The organism is Rothia uropygialis (assembly GCF_004137765.1).
Taxonomy (GTDB): domain Bacteria; phylum Actinomycetota; class Actinomycetes; order Actinomycetales; family Micrococcaceae; genus Rothia.
Window position 1 is genome coordinate 636,689 of sequence record NZ_NOIS01000002.1, and the last position, 14,654, is coordinate 651,342.

The following is a 14,654-nucleotide window of genomic DNA, read 5'->3' on the forward strand; positions in this document are numbered from 1 at the left end:
GAAGTCCTCAGTCTAAAGCCTCTGCCTCACCCGTGTTGCTCAAGTCGACCTATGGGGTCTGCCACGGGCAGACGCCCAATCTCTCGAAAGGGTTAGTTATTTCCCTGGTTCTGGCCGTTATGGGACTCGTGCTCGGAGTCCGACGACGAGCTCGAGCTCTGAGAAGGCTTGGATGAGTCCGAATCCTTCTCCTGGGCCTCCTGCTTCTGCTTCTCCGCCTGCTTCGCTGCATCCGTTTCGCTGTTCAGAGGCGGATCGATCAAGTTGGTCTGACCGTTCTTTTTGGCTTCTTCCTTGTCAGCAGGAGCTTTCTCGGCCGGAGTCGGGGTTCCGGAGACCGAAGAGTTCTTGAGATCCAGTTGCGCCTGATCCGATGCGGAGACCATTCCAAGCTGGGAAGCCCGAATCGCCAGGTTCTGGGGAGCCTGGTGATATTCGATCTCCTGGCTGGTCTTCTGGTTCTGCTCGGACAACGAACGCTGCTCATCCCGCAATTGCACCAAATCGTACTGGTTCGAGGACATCGAGATGTTCAGCAGCAGGACCACACCCAACGTGACGCAGACGCCCAGAACCGTGGCGACCACCAAGGACAAGCGACGGCGGCGACGCGCCACGGGCTGAACCGCGAGCGGTTTCCGACGGCGAGGTTCTCCGCCTTCGGCGAGCTCGTGCTCTTCCTCATGGACCTCGGTATCGCCGACGACGCGGAGGTTGCGGCGCTCTTTGACCGCGCTCAGATGGAGGGCGGCGGGTGCATCATTCTCGGTTTCCGAGTCTGTGTACTGCGGTTCTGCACTCATGCTGCCGTCCTAGGTTCACGGATACGTTCTGCGGCGCGCAACTTGGCGGATGCCGCTCGGGGATTGCTTTCCATCTCCTCGTCTGTTGGGCCTTCAGCCCCGCGTGTCAAGATCTTGACTTCGGGCTGATGCTCTTCCAACTCGACAGGAAAACCTTTTGGAGCCTTGGAGACGGACAGGGCCGTCATTGCTCGCTTCACAATTTTGTCCTCAAGTGAGTGGTAGCTCATGGCTACGACACGGCCGCCCAGGCATACGGAATTCAAGGCTTGTGGCACGGCCCGTTCGAGAGCTTCAAGTTCATGATTAACTTCAATGCGCAGAGCTTGAAAGGTCCGCTTGGCCGGATGCCCTGAATTTCTCTGGGCGGCCATAGGAATCGACTTCTGGAGGATGCTCACCAGCTCGCCCGTACTGGAAATCCGGTGGTCCTGGCGAACCTCAACCAGAGATTTAGCTATACGTCCTGCAAATCTCTCTTCGCCCCAGTCGCGCAAGATCTTGCGCAAGTCGCCTTCGTCATATTCGTTAACGATTGCCTCGGCGGTCAGTTCGTCGTTCGAATTCATGCGCATATCGAGGGGAGCATCGTACGAGTAGGCAAAGCCTCGCTCCCTCTCGTCGAGCTGAAGTGACGATACGCCGAGGTCGAAGAGAAAACCGTTGACGGCGTTGAGCTTGTTGTCCTCGAGAATTTCGGGAATTTGGTCATAGACGGCCCGGACCGGAATGAACCGATCGCCGAAGCGCTCGAGCCGTTTCCCGGCGAGCGCGTGTGCTTGAGGGTCTCGATCAATACCCAAGACCGTGAGATCGGGGAATCTGTCGAGCAGGTATTCCGTATGCCCCCCCATGCCCAAGGTCGCATCAATGACGACGGGATGATTACCACGCAGAGCGGGCGCCAAGAGGCTGATGCAGCGTTCCAACAGAACAGGAACGTGTCTTTCATGCGCAGGCCGCGACCCAGGTGAGGTCTCCGCGTCCATCAAGGCCTCCGTTCCATGGTCCGACCAACGCCCGACATTTGACTATTGTTCGCTGGCATTCCACGCCGGTAGCGACCTCTGATACCTGATCCCCATCCAAACAAGCTCGGCCCTCATTCGGCCTGGCTCAGGGGAAGTTGAGCCAGGACGATTCCGAGCTGCCGGCTGGAGATCACGCACCAGAGATCACATCAGGCCGGGAATAACCTCTTCGTCTGTTTCCGAAAATTCCGATTCCTTTTCCTGCAGGTACTCATCCCAAGCCTGAGCGTCCCAAATCTCGGCCCGGGTCCCGGCACCGATCACAGCGAGCTCCTTCTCGAGTCCTGCATATTCCCGCAACGAGGACGGGATGGTCACCCGCCCCTGCTTGTCGGGAACTTCATCCGAAGCTCCGGAGAGAAACACACGAATGTAGTCTCGGGCCTGCTTGGAGGAAATCGGAGCCTCGCGCATTTGTTCATGCACCCGCTCGAATTCCGCTTGGCTGAAGACGTACAGGCATCTTTCCTGTCCCCTGGTCAGAACCAAGCCCTCCGAGAGCTCATCCCGGAACTTGGCAGGCAGGATCAGACGCCCTTTGTCGTCAAGGCGAGGCGAGTACGTTCCGAGGAACATTCGCCACCGCCTCCCCTAATTACTTTCAGTGCACCCTCTGCTTCAGATGCGAAGGGAGATAAGGAACCACCCTTGCCTCCCCTGCGTGCCCCACTTTACTCCACTTCCCTCCACACGCAATACTCTCTCGCCAATACTCTGAAGTCTCGTTGCACTTTCCCCCCACAATCCGCGAACTCATGGGGATCGAGGTGAGCCCAAGAATTCGCCGCCCATGCTGATTCATCCCCCAGAACTCGCGAAAAAGCGCAGAAAAGAGGGCCGATACCGTATTCCGGTACCGGCCCTGGCGGTGAGTGGTGGAAAGTGGGGTGCGAAGTGGAGGGGGTTAGCCCAATCCTCCTCGCTCTTCCCATTTCCGCTCGAGTTTTTGCATCAAAGTGGATTGCCCTTGGTTCGATGTGGAGTGAGACCCAGTGGAGGAATTCGGCTTTTGCTTACCCCTCCGGGTTTTCCCTCGCGTCGTCGCGATGTAGACGCCCAGGCCCATAAGGACAAACCCTACGACTCCGACGATGATCAGTTTGGAAGCTACCCCGACCAGCACACCGGCCAGGCCGACAACGGCGATGACGATGCCCAGGACGAGATGTCGTATAGAAATGCCGCCGGACGTTCGAGGGGATGAGGCCTCTGAATCCATCGACTGAGCGAATGCCGGATCCTCGGCATTGAGCTGCTGTTCCAACTGCTCAAGAAGCTTCTGCTCGTGTTCAGACAGTGGCATGGTCATCTCCTCTTCCCGGGGTGGGGGATGTCAATACGGCCGGGACAACCGTGTTCCATCCGTCTATTAAGAATAGTGCCTATCGCTGACAATTTCATGACGATTTTTTCTGGTCCTCGCGGGCAGACCCGTCTTCCGTCTTGGTCTTCTCAGAACGTGGTGCCCGTTTGTCGTATCGGGGTGAAATACTGCCTCGTACAAGGCTGGCCGGCCGCAATCCCGTGGGCCCGAATTTCTGCCAGATCTGGTCCATTGCGGTTTCGGCCTGGTCCCATTCGGCTTCGGCCACGAGCTGGTCCTGCGAGACCGAATCCCACAGGGAAAGCTGGCGACCGGCATCGTGCGCGTCGAGCCTTTCGACCCGCACGCCGATCAGTCTCATTCGAGACGGCAATGGGCCAAGATCGTTGAACAGCCGGACGGCGGCGTCGTAGACCTCCCGGCCCGTAGTGACGCCTTGATCGAGAGCGCGGGCTCGGCTGACCGTATGAAAGGACTCGTCTCGCACTTTGATCGCCACACCGTACGCGCGTCTGCCCGAAGCCCGCAGCCTTCGCGCGACGTCGTGGCTGAGCTGGAGCATGGCTGATTTGATCTCCCGCACGTCATCCGTGTCGTATTTGAACGTATGTTCGGCACCCATTGATTTCTCGACGCGTTCGGTTACCAGAGGACGATCATCGATGCCTCGGGACAACTCGTAAAGATGCGCGCCCGCAGCTTTGCCCAGCCTCCTTTGCAAGAAGCTCAGCGAGACTTGCCGAACCGCCCCAACGGTATTGAAGCCAGCCTCGTGCAGGTTCTGAGCAGTCTTCTCCCCCACGCCCCAGAGCTTGCGGACGGGAAGCGGGTCAAGGAAATCGTGCACGCGGGCGTCGGGAACTATCCACAAGCCATTCGGTTTGGAGCCCGTGGAGGCCATCTTGGCGAGGAACTTGTTTCCGGCGATCCCGACGGAGGCGACCAACCCGGTTGCCTCATGGATTCGATGCCGAAGATCCCGGGCGATCGCTACCGGACGGCCCAGACGCCTGATAGCTCCAGTGACGTCCAGGAACGCCTCGTCCACGCTGACCTGCTCAACCTGATCCGTCACGGATCGAAGAATACTCATGATCTTTTCGGAGTACTCCCGGTATGCGCCGTGGGAGGGCTCGATGTACACCGCGTGGGGTGCAAGTTGGCGAGCTCTGGCCGCGGGCATCGCGGAGCCGACGCCCAGAGCACGCGCTTCGTAAGAGGCCGAAAGAACCACGGAACGGGGACCCTGGCCAGCCACGACGACCTGCCGACCGACAAGCTCCGGCCGCGTCAGCAACTCGACGCCAACGAAAAACGCGTCCATGTCAACGTGCATGATGACACGGCTGCCGAAACCTGGTGATACTTCGGTCATGGCTCCTCCAATCCGATCTCGAACCCGTAAAATAGTAAGCACTCTCCGCCCCCTACTATTCCTGGTCGCGAGACCGTCACCAGGGAGTCAGGAATCGCCGCCGTGAACACCCCCGATCCGAATTCCCCTACCGGGTCGAGTCCTGCCACGGACTCGGCCGGGGTGAACCGCGAGACCGCCGAGCGGGAATACATTCAGGCTGTCGATGAAGCCATCTCGGATTATTTGGGCCGCCAACGACTCGTGATGCTGGAAATATCCCCTGAAGCCGTGACACTGGTGGATCACATCGAGGCTTTGTGTTCGGGCGGAAAGAGGATGAGAGCCCTTCTAGCATATTGGGGGTGGCAAGCCGCAGGGGGCGGTCCGTCGGCTCCCGAAGTCGTCCTGGCCGGAGCTGCCATAGAGCTGTTCCAGTCTGCGGCGCTGATCCACGACGACATCATCGACCACTCCGACACCCGGCGAGGGAAACCGTCCGTCCACCGTTCTTTCCAGGCAATGCATCGGGAAGAACACTGGTCCCTCAACGGAGAAGAATTCGGGATCATGGGCGGTATCGTCGCCGGAGATCTCTGCCTTTCCTTCTCCGAGGCAGTCTTCGCCTCAATCGGTACCCCGCAGGCCGCAGCCGGCAGGGCCCGACGGATTTTCGACATCATGCGCACCGAGGTCATGGCCGGCCAGTACCTCGACGGTCTTTCCGAGGTCATGGGGACCGAAGATCCAGAAGAAGCCATTCACCGTGCGTCGACCGTCATCCGTTACAAATCCGCCAAATACTCGTGCGAGCATCCGTTGACTTTGGGCGCTGCCCTCGCCGGCGCCGGTGAGCCACTGATCGGTCAGCTCAGTGAGTTCGGTCTGCCTCTGGGTGAAGCATTTCAATTGCGCGACGACGTCCTAGGGGTATTCGGCGAACCGCACGTCACGGGAAAACCCGCTGGCGACGACCTCCGGGAGGGAAAACGCACGGTACTCGTCGCTCTGGCCGAAAGAACTGCGTCGGCAGAGCAGGTCGCGTTCCTCGAAGAACGCTTGGGGCGGCCCGATCTGGACGAAGAGACGGTCAACAGGATGCGGGATATCATCCGTGAGTCGGGGGCCTTGGCCGAAGCCGAACGAATCATCCAAACCACACAGCGCCAGGTGCAGGCTGCCCTGCGGAAAATAGATACGTCCCCAGGGGTCGCAAAGGCCCTGGAAGACGTGGCTTCCAGGGCCTTGCATCGTTCTTCCTGAGGTTCTTCACATCACCCCAGTACGGACTAGACGGTTACCAGGCCAGCGCCTGGGCCCGTCGCCGGATTTCCGTCTTACGCCCCTCTTGCAGCGCATCGATCGGCCGGCCGGGCAGTGAATCGTCTTCGGTGTAGAGCCACCGAATTGCTTCTTCGTCGTCGAAACCCGAGTCTCTCAGAACAGTCAGGGTTCCCTTGAGGGACTCCAGTACACGGTCTTCGCGCATGAACAACGCGGGGACGCGTCGAACGCCGTCATCGTCGCGGACGGCAATCAACTGGCCCTCGGTGATCAGGGCATGGACTCGGGTGACCTTGACGTCCAGGGTCTCGGCTACGTCTGGGATGGTTGTCCATTCCCCTACGAGATCGAACAGATTGGCAATGTTTTCATTGGAACTCACGTGTCCAGGCTAAACCAGAGAAGGCCCTAGCTCCTCATTCGACGCCGATCCCCTAGAATCGGTTCAATGAAAAGGACTGCACCGGGACCCTTGACAGGGCGAAAACTCGAGGGCCGATACCTCCTCGGTGACCTCATCGCTCGAGGCGGTATGGGCGTCGTCTACCGCGGACGAGATACTCGCTTGGCCCGACCTGTCGCGGTCAAGGTACTCAAGGAATCCTTGGGGTCTGCGCCGGAGACGAAAGAACGTTTCGTTCACGAGGCCCAGGCTGCGGCCGCCATAGCAGATCCGCACGTCGTCTCCGTGTGGGACCAAGGCGTTGACGAGTCCGGCCCGGACCCGGTCGTTTACCTGGTCATGGAACTCGTCGACGGGGCCACCCTGCGCGATCTCATCAAACGGCGGTCTCCCATGACCGTGCGTGAGGCCCTGAGAGTCGTGATCCCCCTTACCCAGGGGTTGGCCGCGGCCCACGGAACCGGTTTGGTGCACCGCGACGTCAAGCCCGAGAATGTCCTGACCTCTCCCGAAGGCTCCGTCAAGGTCACGGATTTCGGCCTGACTCGGCATGTTCAGGCGGAGTCAGCGACTCTCAGCCTCGTGGGGTCGGCGAATTACATCGCACCCGAGCTCGTCCGCCGCCAGCCTGCGGGCAAACCTGCCGACAATTACTCCGTCGGAATCATTCTGTACGAGATGCTGACAGGGGTGCCCCCCTTCCGTGGCGACTCCCCTTACGCGGTGTCCATGGCTCACGTCGATGACGACATGCCTGATCTTCGGCGACGCTTCCCGGAGGTGGATGCCGAAATCGTCGAGATCATCTCATGGTGCTGCGCCAAGGAGCCGGAGAACAGGCCTCAGGACGCTGCCGCCCTTCACGGAGAACTCGAACACATTCAACGGCGCCTGACGGACGCAGCACTGGACCGCCGCCCACCCGGATATCGTGAGGATTCGTCGGATCTCTTCAGCGGACTGGAGACCGCGAGCCACACGCGACCCGTTCAACTTGCGCCGTTCGACCAAGAGAACTCGGGGAATACGTCCGAGGGAATTTCGGCCACGCGGTTGCATCCCGACGATACGGACGCCGAGTCCACCGATCCTGACTCGTCCACGACTACTCACATGTCCGATCCGGAGGTGACAAGCGTTCACGCCCAAAGGTCTCTCGACGATGCGACGCGTGTCCTCCCGGAGAACTCTCCCGGAGCGACCAGGGCGTCTCGGCCAGCTGCTCACACCGAAGGGAACGGCACAGGCCCAGAGACGTCCCGGGACCCGAGGGATCCCAGGATTCCAACCCATGTCCTGGGCTCGGCGGAACCTTATCGGGCGTGGGTGTGGCTCCTCGTGTTCATTCTCTCCGCCTGCATGGTGGCTTATCTGGGTTGGCTCGTCGGCGTGAGTATCCTGTCGGATCATTCGGCGGCCCTGTCCCTGGGAACCGGCATCGCGACGGACACCCTGCCTGGGCCCGGAGCGTAAGCAGGCGGGCGACGCCATTCGATGGCGTCGCCCGCACAAGGCGTTACCTCTTGGACAAGTACTCTGCGACGAGGAAAGCAACTTCCAGCGACTGCATGTGATTCAAGCGGGGGTCGCACAAGGTTTCGTAGTGGTCCGCAAACGCCGTCTCGTCGACAGCGTCCGAACCGCCCAAGCATTCGGCGACGTCGTCGCCCGTCATCTCGACGTGGATGCCGCCCGGAACGGTCCCCAAAGCCTCGTGGACCTCGAAGAAGCCACGGACCTCGTCCACGACATCGTTGAACCGACGTGTCTTGTACCCCGACGGGACTGAAATGGTGTTGCCGTGCATCGGATCGGTCACCCACACGACCTTGGCTCCAGAATCCCGTACACCTTGAACGATCTTCGGAAGGTTCTCCCTGATCTTGGACGCGCCCATGCGGGTGATGAACGTGAGGCGCCCTGGCTGCCGCTCCGGGTCGAGCTTGTCGATGAGGCGCAAGGTGTCATCCACGTCGGTAGTCGGGCCGAGCTTGACCCCGATCGGATTGTGAACCTTCGACAGGAAATTGACGTGCGCGTCCTCCAGACCGCGTGTACGCTCACCGACCCACAGGAAATGACCGCTCGTGTCGTAGGGCAGATGAGTCCGGGAGTCGATACGAGTCAGAGCGCGCTCGTAGTCCAGGAGCAGGGCCTCGTGGCCGGCGTAGAACTCGGTCCCCTTGAGGGCTTCGAAATCGGCTCCGCATGCCTCCATGAATCTGATCGCCCGGTCGATTTCCCGTGCCAGCGATTCGTATCGCGCGTTCGCCGGATTCGACACGAAACCCTTGTTCCACTCGTGGACCAGGCGCAAATCGGCGAAGCCTCCGGTCGTGAACGCACGGATGAGGTTCAAGGTCGACGCGGAGGTGTGGTATCCGCGCAGCATGCGGTTAGGGTCGTGCTCCCGTGAGTCCGGCGTGAAGTCAAAACCATTGACCATCTCGCCTCTGAAAGAAGGAAGCGTCGTGTCGCCACGAGTCTCCATATTCGAGGACCGTGGTTTCGAAAACTGTCCGGCCATGCGGCCCATTTTGACCACGGGCATCGAGGCGCCGTACGTCAGGACCACGGCCATCTGCAATAGGGTCCGGACCCGCGCGCTGATCTTGTCGGCGGTGGCGTCTACGAAAGTCTCCGCACAGTCGCCTCCGGTCAGGAAGAATGCCTTGCCTTCGGCGACGGCGGCGAGACGTTGACGCATCTGATCGACCTCACCCGCAAAAACCAGGGGCGGGACAGTTTCAAGCTCGGAGACGACTTTCTTGAAATCCGGGTGCTCGGCCCAGGTCGGCTGCTGGTCAACAGACAAGTGACGCCACTCGTCCAGACCCGGGTAGTTCTTGGCCTCGGGGGCGGGTTGGGTCTGGAATTGAGCGAAATTGGATTGTGTCTGTTCAGCCATGCGCACCAGTTTACGGATACTCGTCAAAACACGCGCGCCGGGCACATATGTGTCGAATATCGAGACACCGGGAAACCGCTGTCGGACAGGTCTCGGGCTCAGTTCGTCGAATCGTCTGAGACCTCCCGACTCTACTGCTCTGTTTCTCCGTCCGAGGTTTCGTTCGAGGAATCCGGATTGCCGGAACGGCGGTACTGTGCACTCTTGACGCCTTCCTCGACGCGGGCACGGGCTTCGTTGAGCTTTTCCTCGACGCGGTCCAGCCCGGGCTGGATTCGTTCCCGGGCCGAGTCCAACCCAGGCTGGATCTTCTCGCGTGCGGATTCGACGCTGGCTTTGGCCGAGTCCACCGAGGCCTGCGTCCGTGACTTCGCGTTCTCCAGAATTTCGGCCACGGCAGCCTTGGCATCCGCAACGCGTTGCTTTTCCATGGCCGCTTTGACCGTGGACGCATACACATCCACATACTCCTGGCCGGAAAGGTCTTGGATCGCCTGGATGATCTGGTCGGCCACGAGCCGTTGCGCCGAGTGCTCGGACTCGCGTCCCTCGTACTGCGAGAAATCCAAGGGTTTGCCGATGACGGTCCTGACGGGAGCGATCCTTCGGCCGTCCGTGGAAGTTCGCCTCGGGAGCTTGTGTCCGGTCGGCTGGACCTTTTCCGTGTTGATCATGGCCACGGGGATGACGGGCACTCCGGTCTGAATCGCCAACCGCGCAACACCGATCTTTGACCTGTACAACCGGCCGTCCGGGGACCGGGTCCCTTCCGGGTAGATTCCCAGCAGTTTTCCGTCACGGAGGGTCTGAGCTGCCTGCCCCAAGGACTTGGCCGATTTGTTGCCGCCCGACCGATCCATGGGGATCTGGTTGATTCCTTTGAAGAAAGCCGCGGTTGCCCGGCCAACGATTCCCTGGCCCGTGAAGTACTCGGATTTCGCCAGGAAATACACCTGGCGATCCAGTGCGACAGGTAAGAAAACGGAATCCGCGAAGGAAAGATGGTTGGAGGCCAAAATCGCGCCACCTTTGCGCGGGATGTTCTCAAGACCCTCGGCTTCGGGGTGAAACACTCGGTTGATCAGTGGCCCGACGACGAACCGCTTGAGGAACATGTAGAGCACGTGGTGTTTTCCTTTCGAGCAGATGCCGCAGGTTCCGTCTCCCGCCGCGTGACGTATATGAGCCTATCCGCTCAACTTGGCGATTCCCACGTTTCAGGATTCATCCTCGACCCTGTATGACGTGACACAATATGCTTATGGGCCACATCACAGATTACTTCGGGAAGCGTCGTGCGGAAGACCCCGTGGGACGAGGCTACTCCGGCGACGTCGATGTGTCACCGGCTCAATGGATGGGAGGACCCGACGGCGTACTGGTTCTTCACGGTTTCACAGGATCACCTCACAGCGTCCGCCCCTTGGCGCAACACCTCGCTGACACGGGATTCTCCGTGGAAATGCCGCTCCTGCCCGGCCACGGAACCACGGTCCACGACATGTCCACGCGGACGTGGCGAGAATGGGTGCAAGCCGTCGACGAGGCCTACTGGAACCTCCGGTCCCGTTGCGAGAAAGTCGCCGTCGCCGGCCTTTCGATGGGCGGTGCTCTCGCCCTGCACCTGGCTGCGCGTCGCTCGGTCGAAGGAATTGTTTTGGTCAACCCGGGTGTCGTCGATCCGCAGAAGGGCATGTCGTTGGCCAGATGGCTCGCATACGCCATTCCAACCATCCGGGGTGTGGGCGATGACATCGCGAAGCCCGGGAACACCGAGGGGGCATATGCTCAGGCGCCTCTGAAGGGGGCGGCCCAATTGCACTTACTCTTCAAGGAAACACGCCGGGTGCTCCCAGCGGTAACCGTGCCGGTGCAGATATACCGGTCCCTCGTGGACCATGTGGTTTCGGACGCGAGCCATGAATATCTCATGGCCCACCTCCCCTCCGAGCCCGACCTCGTTCCTTTGTCGTCGAGCTACCACGTAGCGACGCTCGATTACGACGCCCCCAAAATTTTCAATGGATCAGTTGAATTCTTTGCCCGTTGTGGCCTCCGGACCTCTGGCTCGGCCTCTCGGCCGGATTCGGTCACAACCCGCGACGCTTCAGGAAGGACGTCATGAAAGAAACCACGGTTGAACTACGTCAGCAGTTCGATCCTCGAACCAACACGACGGATCTGCTCGAGTCGAAATTCCCCGACCTGGCCGATCAGCCGTTGTTCAAAGTTCAGCGCGCTGAAGGCGAATGGGAAGAAATAGCGGCTCGATCATTCCGACAAGACGTCACGAGCATGGCCAAGGGCCTGATCGCAGCGGGGATCAAACCGCAGGATCGTGTCGGGATCATGTCACGCACACGGTATGAATGGGCCGTCGCAGACTTCGCAATCATGTACGCGGGCGGCGTGACCGTTCCCGTCTACGAAACATCCTCTCCTTCTCAAGTCTCGTGGAATCTGGGCGATTCGGGGGCCAAGGCAGTGATCGTGGAAACCCGCCAGCACGCCGCTGCGGTTCGAAGGGCCACACAACATGACGATCTGAAGGTCGAGAATGTGTGGCGGATCGAGGCAAAAGACTCCGAGAAGTCCTCGCTGTCCTCTCTGCGCGCTCTCGGATCCGAAATCGACGATTCGATCCTTGAAAAGGCCCGAACAGCGAATGGCCTCCAGGACCCGGCCACCATCATCTACACATCCGGAACCACCGGCAGACCCAAAGGCTGCGTCATCACGCATGCCAACTTCGTGAAGCTCTGCGCCTCGGCAAAGCAAGCGATACCTGAGGTCGCGAGCTCCGAGAACTCGACCCTGATGTTCCTGCCGCTGGCTCACGTCTTCGCTCGGTATATTCATGTCCTCTCCATCGACGTCGGTGTCGTGGTGGGTCACAGCCCGGATCTCAAGAATCTCACCCAGGATCTCAAATCATTCGCCCCGACGTTCCTCCTCGTGGTCCCGCGTGTATTCGAGAAGATCTACAACGGAGCCCGAGCACAGGCCCACGACGCAAGTTCGTTCAAGGGAAAGATTTTCGATATCGCCGAGAAGGTAGGGGTCACATGGTCGGAGACGGTCATGTCGGGGTCCAAGCCCTCCCCCGTGCTGAAGGCCCAGTACGCGTTGGTCAATCGCTTGGTCTTCTCCCAACTGCGCGCGGCGATGGGCGGCAGGGTCCAGTACGCGGTCTCGGGCGGCGGGCCCTTGGGCCAGCACTTGGCTCACTTCTTCCACGCCGTCGGCATCAAGATTCTGGAAGGATACGGACTCACCGAGACCACCGCGCCGGCTTCTGTTGGAACCGTCAAAGACTTCCACATTGGGACCGTCGGACCGCCGTTGCCTGGAATCGAGATCAAAATCGCCGACGACGGCGAAATCCTGTGCCGCGGGGTCGGGGTCATCGAACGTTATTACAACAACCCCGAGGCCGACCGTGAGAGTTTCACGGAGGACGGCTGGTTCCACACCGGCGACGTCGGCGAGCTGACGGACCGAGGAATGCTGAAGATTACCGGGCGAAAGAAAGAGATCATCGTGACGGCCGGGGGCAAGAACGTGATCCCAGGCCTCGTCGAGGACGAGATCCGCAAGTCCCCTTTGGTCTCGCAGTGTCTCGTGATCGGCGATCAACGCCCCTTCATCTCTGCTTTGGTGACCCTCGACGAGGAGGCCCTCGAACGAGAACTGCCTCGACTCGGCCTCGACGCGAATCTCAGCGTGGAGGAAGCCGCGAGCACGGATGAGGTCCAAGAGGCCATCCAAGATCTCGTCGACCGCACCAACAACAACGTCTCCAGAGCGGAGTCGATCCGAGCCTTCCGAATTATCCCTCAGGATTTCACGGAAGAGTCGGGGCATATGACGCCGTCCCTCAAAATCCGCCGCCCCCAGGTACTCAAGGATTATTCGGAGGTCATCGAAGGGATCTACTCGCAGAAAAAGCCTTCCTGAAAACCTCGAGGAAGAAAATCGGCATGTGAGAAGGCGTGGCACGCAGCCATTGGTCCAGGTCCGGTAGCCGCGCTCCACGCCTTCGTACGTTCCGAGTCCACGAGGGCATCGATACTAATCAGTTCCCGGGGACCTCCAGCCCGAGCAGAGCATTCTCCACGACCTCGGTCAATGCGGGATGGATCCAGAACTGGCCCCGAGCCATCTCGTGGGCAGCGAGCCCGAAACTCATCGCCTGGATCAAGGGCTGAATCAACATGGACGCCTCGGCACCAATGATGTGGGCGCCAAGCAGCTCGCCGGTATCTCGGCGGGCAATGAGCTTGACCAGGCCGTGCTGGTCCTCCATCGCCCAGCCGTACGCGACGTCGCCGAAGTCTTGGACCTTGACCGTGACCTCGAATCCCTCGGCCCGTGCGATGTCGCGGGCGTCGGCCTCGCTCAGACCGACCGCCGCGATCTGAGGGTTCGTGAATACGGCGTGCGGGACGTAACGTTGGTCGGTTGCGCGCAGATCCTCGGGATTCAGCAGATTGTGCTGGACGGTTCGCTCCTGAGCATTCGCAAGGTGCTTGAGTTGAATGACCGAGCTGACGTCACCCAGCGACCAGACGCCCTCGACCGGTTCGCCGCCTGAAAGGACGCGCTGGTAAGCGTCCACGGAGAGAACGCCGTCTTTCACATCGAAGCCGGCGCTTTCGGCATCAAGACGATCCACGTTGGAGACGCGACCCGTCGCGACCAGGACGACGTCGGCGTGCACGGTCTCTGACTCGCCGCGTGATTCCAGCGTGATCTCAAGCCCGTCCTGGGATTGCTCGATCGAGGCGATGTTGGTATTGAGCCGAAGATCCCACTGCCGGGATGCCTCCCGGACGAATCGATCAGCGATCTCAGCATCGTGGTCCCTCAGGAGTCGCTCGGAACGATTCACTTGAGTAACGTGCGAGCCCAGTCCGTGGAATATTCCAGCGAACTCCGCAGCCACGAATCCCCCGCCCAGGATCACGACGCGGCGGGGCAGCTCGTTGATCCGCATGACGGTGTCCGAGGTGTGCACGCCGGGAAGCTCTATTCCGGGAATGTTCGGGAGGGTGGAACGGGAGCCGGCTGCCAGCACGAGCTGACGGCCTCGGATCACCTCGCCGGATTCCGTGACCAACGTGTGAGGGTCACGGAGCGTCGCGAACTCGGTGTAGACATCCACGTTCTCCGCATCCTCGCGGTAGTCGAGGCCGCTCTGCGAGATCGAATCGATCCGTCCGAAGATCCGGTCCCGAATTTCTTGCCACCGCACCTCGGTACGCTGCATGCTCACACCCAGCCGGTCGTCGTCGAGACCGTGGATCGCGGTCGCCGCGGGATAGGCGAACATCTTGGTCGGGATACACCCCTTGTTGAGGCACGTTCCGCCGAAGACACCACCATCGACGATTGCGACCTTTTTGTCTTTCCAATGGTGATCGATCAGGCTGTTTCCCGAGCCCGACCCGACGACGATCAAATCGTATTCACGAGCCTGCTGAGCCGAATCCGCCACGTCTACTCCTTATTCCGGTTTTCTGGCGCCCGCGGCACGATTCCATGACG

At 60.4% G+C, this 14,654-nt stretch carries 13 protein-coding genes; 4 read left to right on the forward strand and 9 right to left on the reverse strand.

Features of this window, described 5'->3' with window-relative positions; genetic code table 11:
• Positions 1-92: 92 nt before the first annotated feature.
• The 5 genes from EWV35_RS06400 to dinB form a co-directional block, all read right to left on the reverse strand.
• Positions 93-803 (reverse strand): hypothetical protein, encoded by a 711-nt coding sequence (locus EWV35_RS06400; protein WP_129659249.1) that lies wholly within the window; start codon positions 801-803, stop codon positions 93-95.
• On the reverse strand, positions 800-1,792 hold the full coding sequence (gene rsmH, locus EWV35_RS06405) for a 16S rRNA (cytosine(1402)-N(4))-methyltransferase RsmH (RefSeq protein WP_129659252.1): 993 nt from the start codon (positions 1,790-1,792) through the stop codon (positions 800-802). The genes EWV35_RS06400 and rsmH overlap by 4 nt, the downstream gene beginning before the upstream one ends.
• A 186-nt stretch (positions 1,793-1,978) precedes the next feature.
• On the reverse strand, positions 1,979-2,410 hold the full coding sequence (gene mraZ / locus EWV35_RS06410) for a division/cell wall cluster transcriptional repressor MraZ (RefSeq protein ID WP_129659255.1): 432 nt from the start codon (positions 2,408-2,410) through the stop codon (positions 1,979-1,981).
• A 328-nt stretch (positions 2,411-2,738) separates the two neighbouring features.
• Entirely contained in the window at positions 2,739-3,137 is a 399-nt protein-coding gene (locus EWV35_RS06415; RefSeq protein ID WP_129659258.1) for a DUF3040 domain-containing protein, read from the reverse strand.
• Positions 3,138-3,231: 94 nt separating this feature from the next.
• Positions 3,232-4,533, reverse strand: coding sequence for a DNA polymerase IV (gene dinB / locus EWV35_RS06420; RefSeq protein WP_129659261.1), 1,302 nt, complete (start codon positions 4,531-4,533; stop codon positions 3,232-3,234).
• A 102-nt stretch (positions 4,534-4,635) separates the two neighbouring features.
• On the opposite strand from dinB, the gene EWV35_RS06425 reads away from it, so the two are divergent.
• A complete protein-coding gene (locus tag EWV35_RS06425) occupies positions 4,636-5,775 on the forward strand; it encodes a polyprenyl synthetase family protein (protein ID WP_238654200.1) in 1,140 nt (379 codons plus the stop codon).
• Positions 5,776-5,809: 34 nt separating this feature from the next.
• On the opposite strand, the gene EWV35_RS06430 is transcribed toward EWV35_RS06425, so the two are convergent.
• A complete protein-coding gene (locus EWV35_RS06430) occupies positions 5,810-6,178 on the reverse strand; it encodes an Rv2175c family DNA-binding protein (RefSeq protein ID WP_129659264.1) in 369 nt (122 codons plus the stop codon).
• Between the two features lie 66 nt (positions 6,179-6,244).
• Here EWV35_RS06430 and EWV35_RS06435 point away from each other — a divergent pair, with 66 nt between their 5' ends.
• Complete coding sequence (locus tag EWV35_RS06435; protein ID WP_129659267.1) at positions 6,245-7,672, forward strand: protein kinase domain-containing protein; 1,428 nt, start codon at positions 6,245-6,247, stop codon at positions 7,670-7,672.
• 43 nt (positions 7,673-7,715) lie between these two features.
• Here EWV35_RS06435 and EWV35_RS06440 read toward each other — a convergent pair whose 3' ends face one another.
• Both EWV35_RS06440 and EWV35_RS06445 read right to left on the reverse strand, forming a co-directional pair.
• On the reverse strand, positions 7,716-9,107 hold the full coding sequence (locus EWV35_RS06440; RefSeq protein ID WP_129659269.1) for a class II 3-deoxy-7-phosphoheptulonate synthase: 1,392 nt from the start codon (positions 9,105-9,107) through the stop codon (positions 7,716-7,718).
• Positions 9,108-9,238: 131 nt separating this feature from the next.
• Positions 9,239-10,222, reverse strand: a complete 984-nt coding sequence (locus EWV35_RS06445) for a 1-acyl-sn-glycerol-3-phosphate acyltransferase (RefSeq protein ID WP_238654233.1) — start codon at positions 10,220-10,222, stop codon at positions 9,239-9,241.
• Positions 10,223-10,368: 146 nt separating this feature from the next.
• Here EWV35_RS06445 and EWV35_RS06450 point away from each other — a divergent pair, with 146 nt between their 5' ends.
• Together EWV35_RS06450 and EWV35_RS06455 are read left to right on the forward strand one after the other, a co-directional pair.
• A complete protein-coding gene (locus tag EWV35_RS06450) occupies positions 10,369-11,232 on the forward strand; it encodes an alpha/beta hydrolase (protein ID WP_165168405.1) in 864 nt (287 codons plus the stop codon).
• A complete protein-coding gene (locus EWV35_RS06455; protein ID WP_129659277.1) occupies positions 11,229-13,064 on the forward strand; it encodes an AMP-dependent synthetase/ligase in 1,836 nt (611 codons plus the stop codon). The genes EWV35_RS06450 and EWV35_RS06455 overlap by 4 nt, the downstream gene beginning before the upstream one ends.
• A 118-nt stretch (positions 13,065-13,182) precedes the next feature.
• Here the strand turns inward: EWV35_RS06455 and EWV35_RS06460 are convergent, their stop codons facing one another.
• Positions 13,183-14,604, reverse strand: a complete 1,422-nt coding sequence (locus tag EWV35_RS06460) for a mycothione reductase (RefSeq protein ID WP_129659280.1) — start codon at positions 14,602-14,604, stop codon at positions 13,183-13,185.
• Positions 14,605-14,654: the final 50 nt, after the last annotated feature.

Coding starts and splice junctions, on each gene's coding strand:
- EWV35_RS06415 (WP_129659258.1), bottom strand. CDS start 3,137: ATGCCACTGTCTGAACACGAGCAGAAGCTTCTTGAGCAGTTGGAACAG.
- EWV35_RS06440 (WP_129659269.1), bottom strand. CDS start 9,107: ATGGCTGAACAGACACAATCCAATTTCGCTCAATTCCAGACCCAACCC.
- EWV35_RS06455 (WP_129659277.1), top strand. CDS start 11,229: ATGAAAGAAACCACGGTTGAACTACGTCAGCAGTTCGATCCTCGAACC.
- EWV35_RS06445 (WP_238654233.1), bottom strand. CDS start 10,222: ATGTTCCTCAAGCGGTTCGTCGTCGGGCCACTGATCAACCGAGTGTTT.
- mraZ (WP_129659255.1), bottom strand. CDS start 2,410: ATGTTCCTCGGAACGTACTCGCCTCGCCTTGACGACAAAGGGCGTCTG.
- EWV35_RS06450 (WP_165168405.1), top strand. CDS start 10,369: ATGGGCCACATCACAGATTACTTCGGGAAGCGTCGTGCGGAAGACCCC.
- EWV35_RS06400 (WP_129659249.1), bottom strand. CDS start 803: ATGAGTGCAGAACCGCAGTACACAGACTCGGAAACCGAGAATGATGCA.
- EWV35_RS06435 (WP_129659267.1), top strand. CDS start 6,245: ATGAAAAGGACTGCACCGGGACCCTTGACAGGGCGAAAACTCGAGGGC.
- dinB (WP_129659261.1), bottom strand. CDS start 4,533: ATGACCGAAGTATCACCAGGTTTCGGCAGCCGTGTCATCATGCACGTT.
- rsmH (WP_129659252.1), bottom strand. CDS start 1,792: ATGGACGCGGAGACCTCACCTGGGTCGCGGCCTGCGCATGAAAGACAC.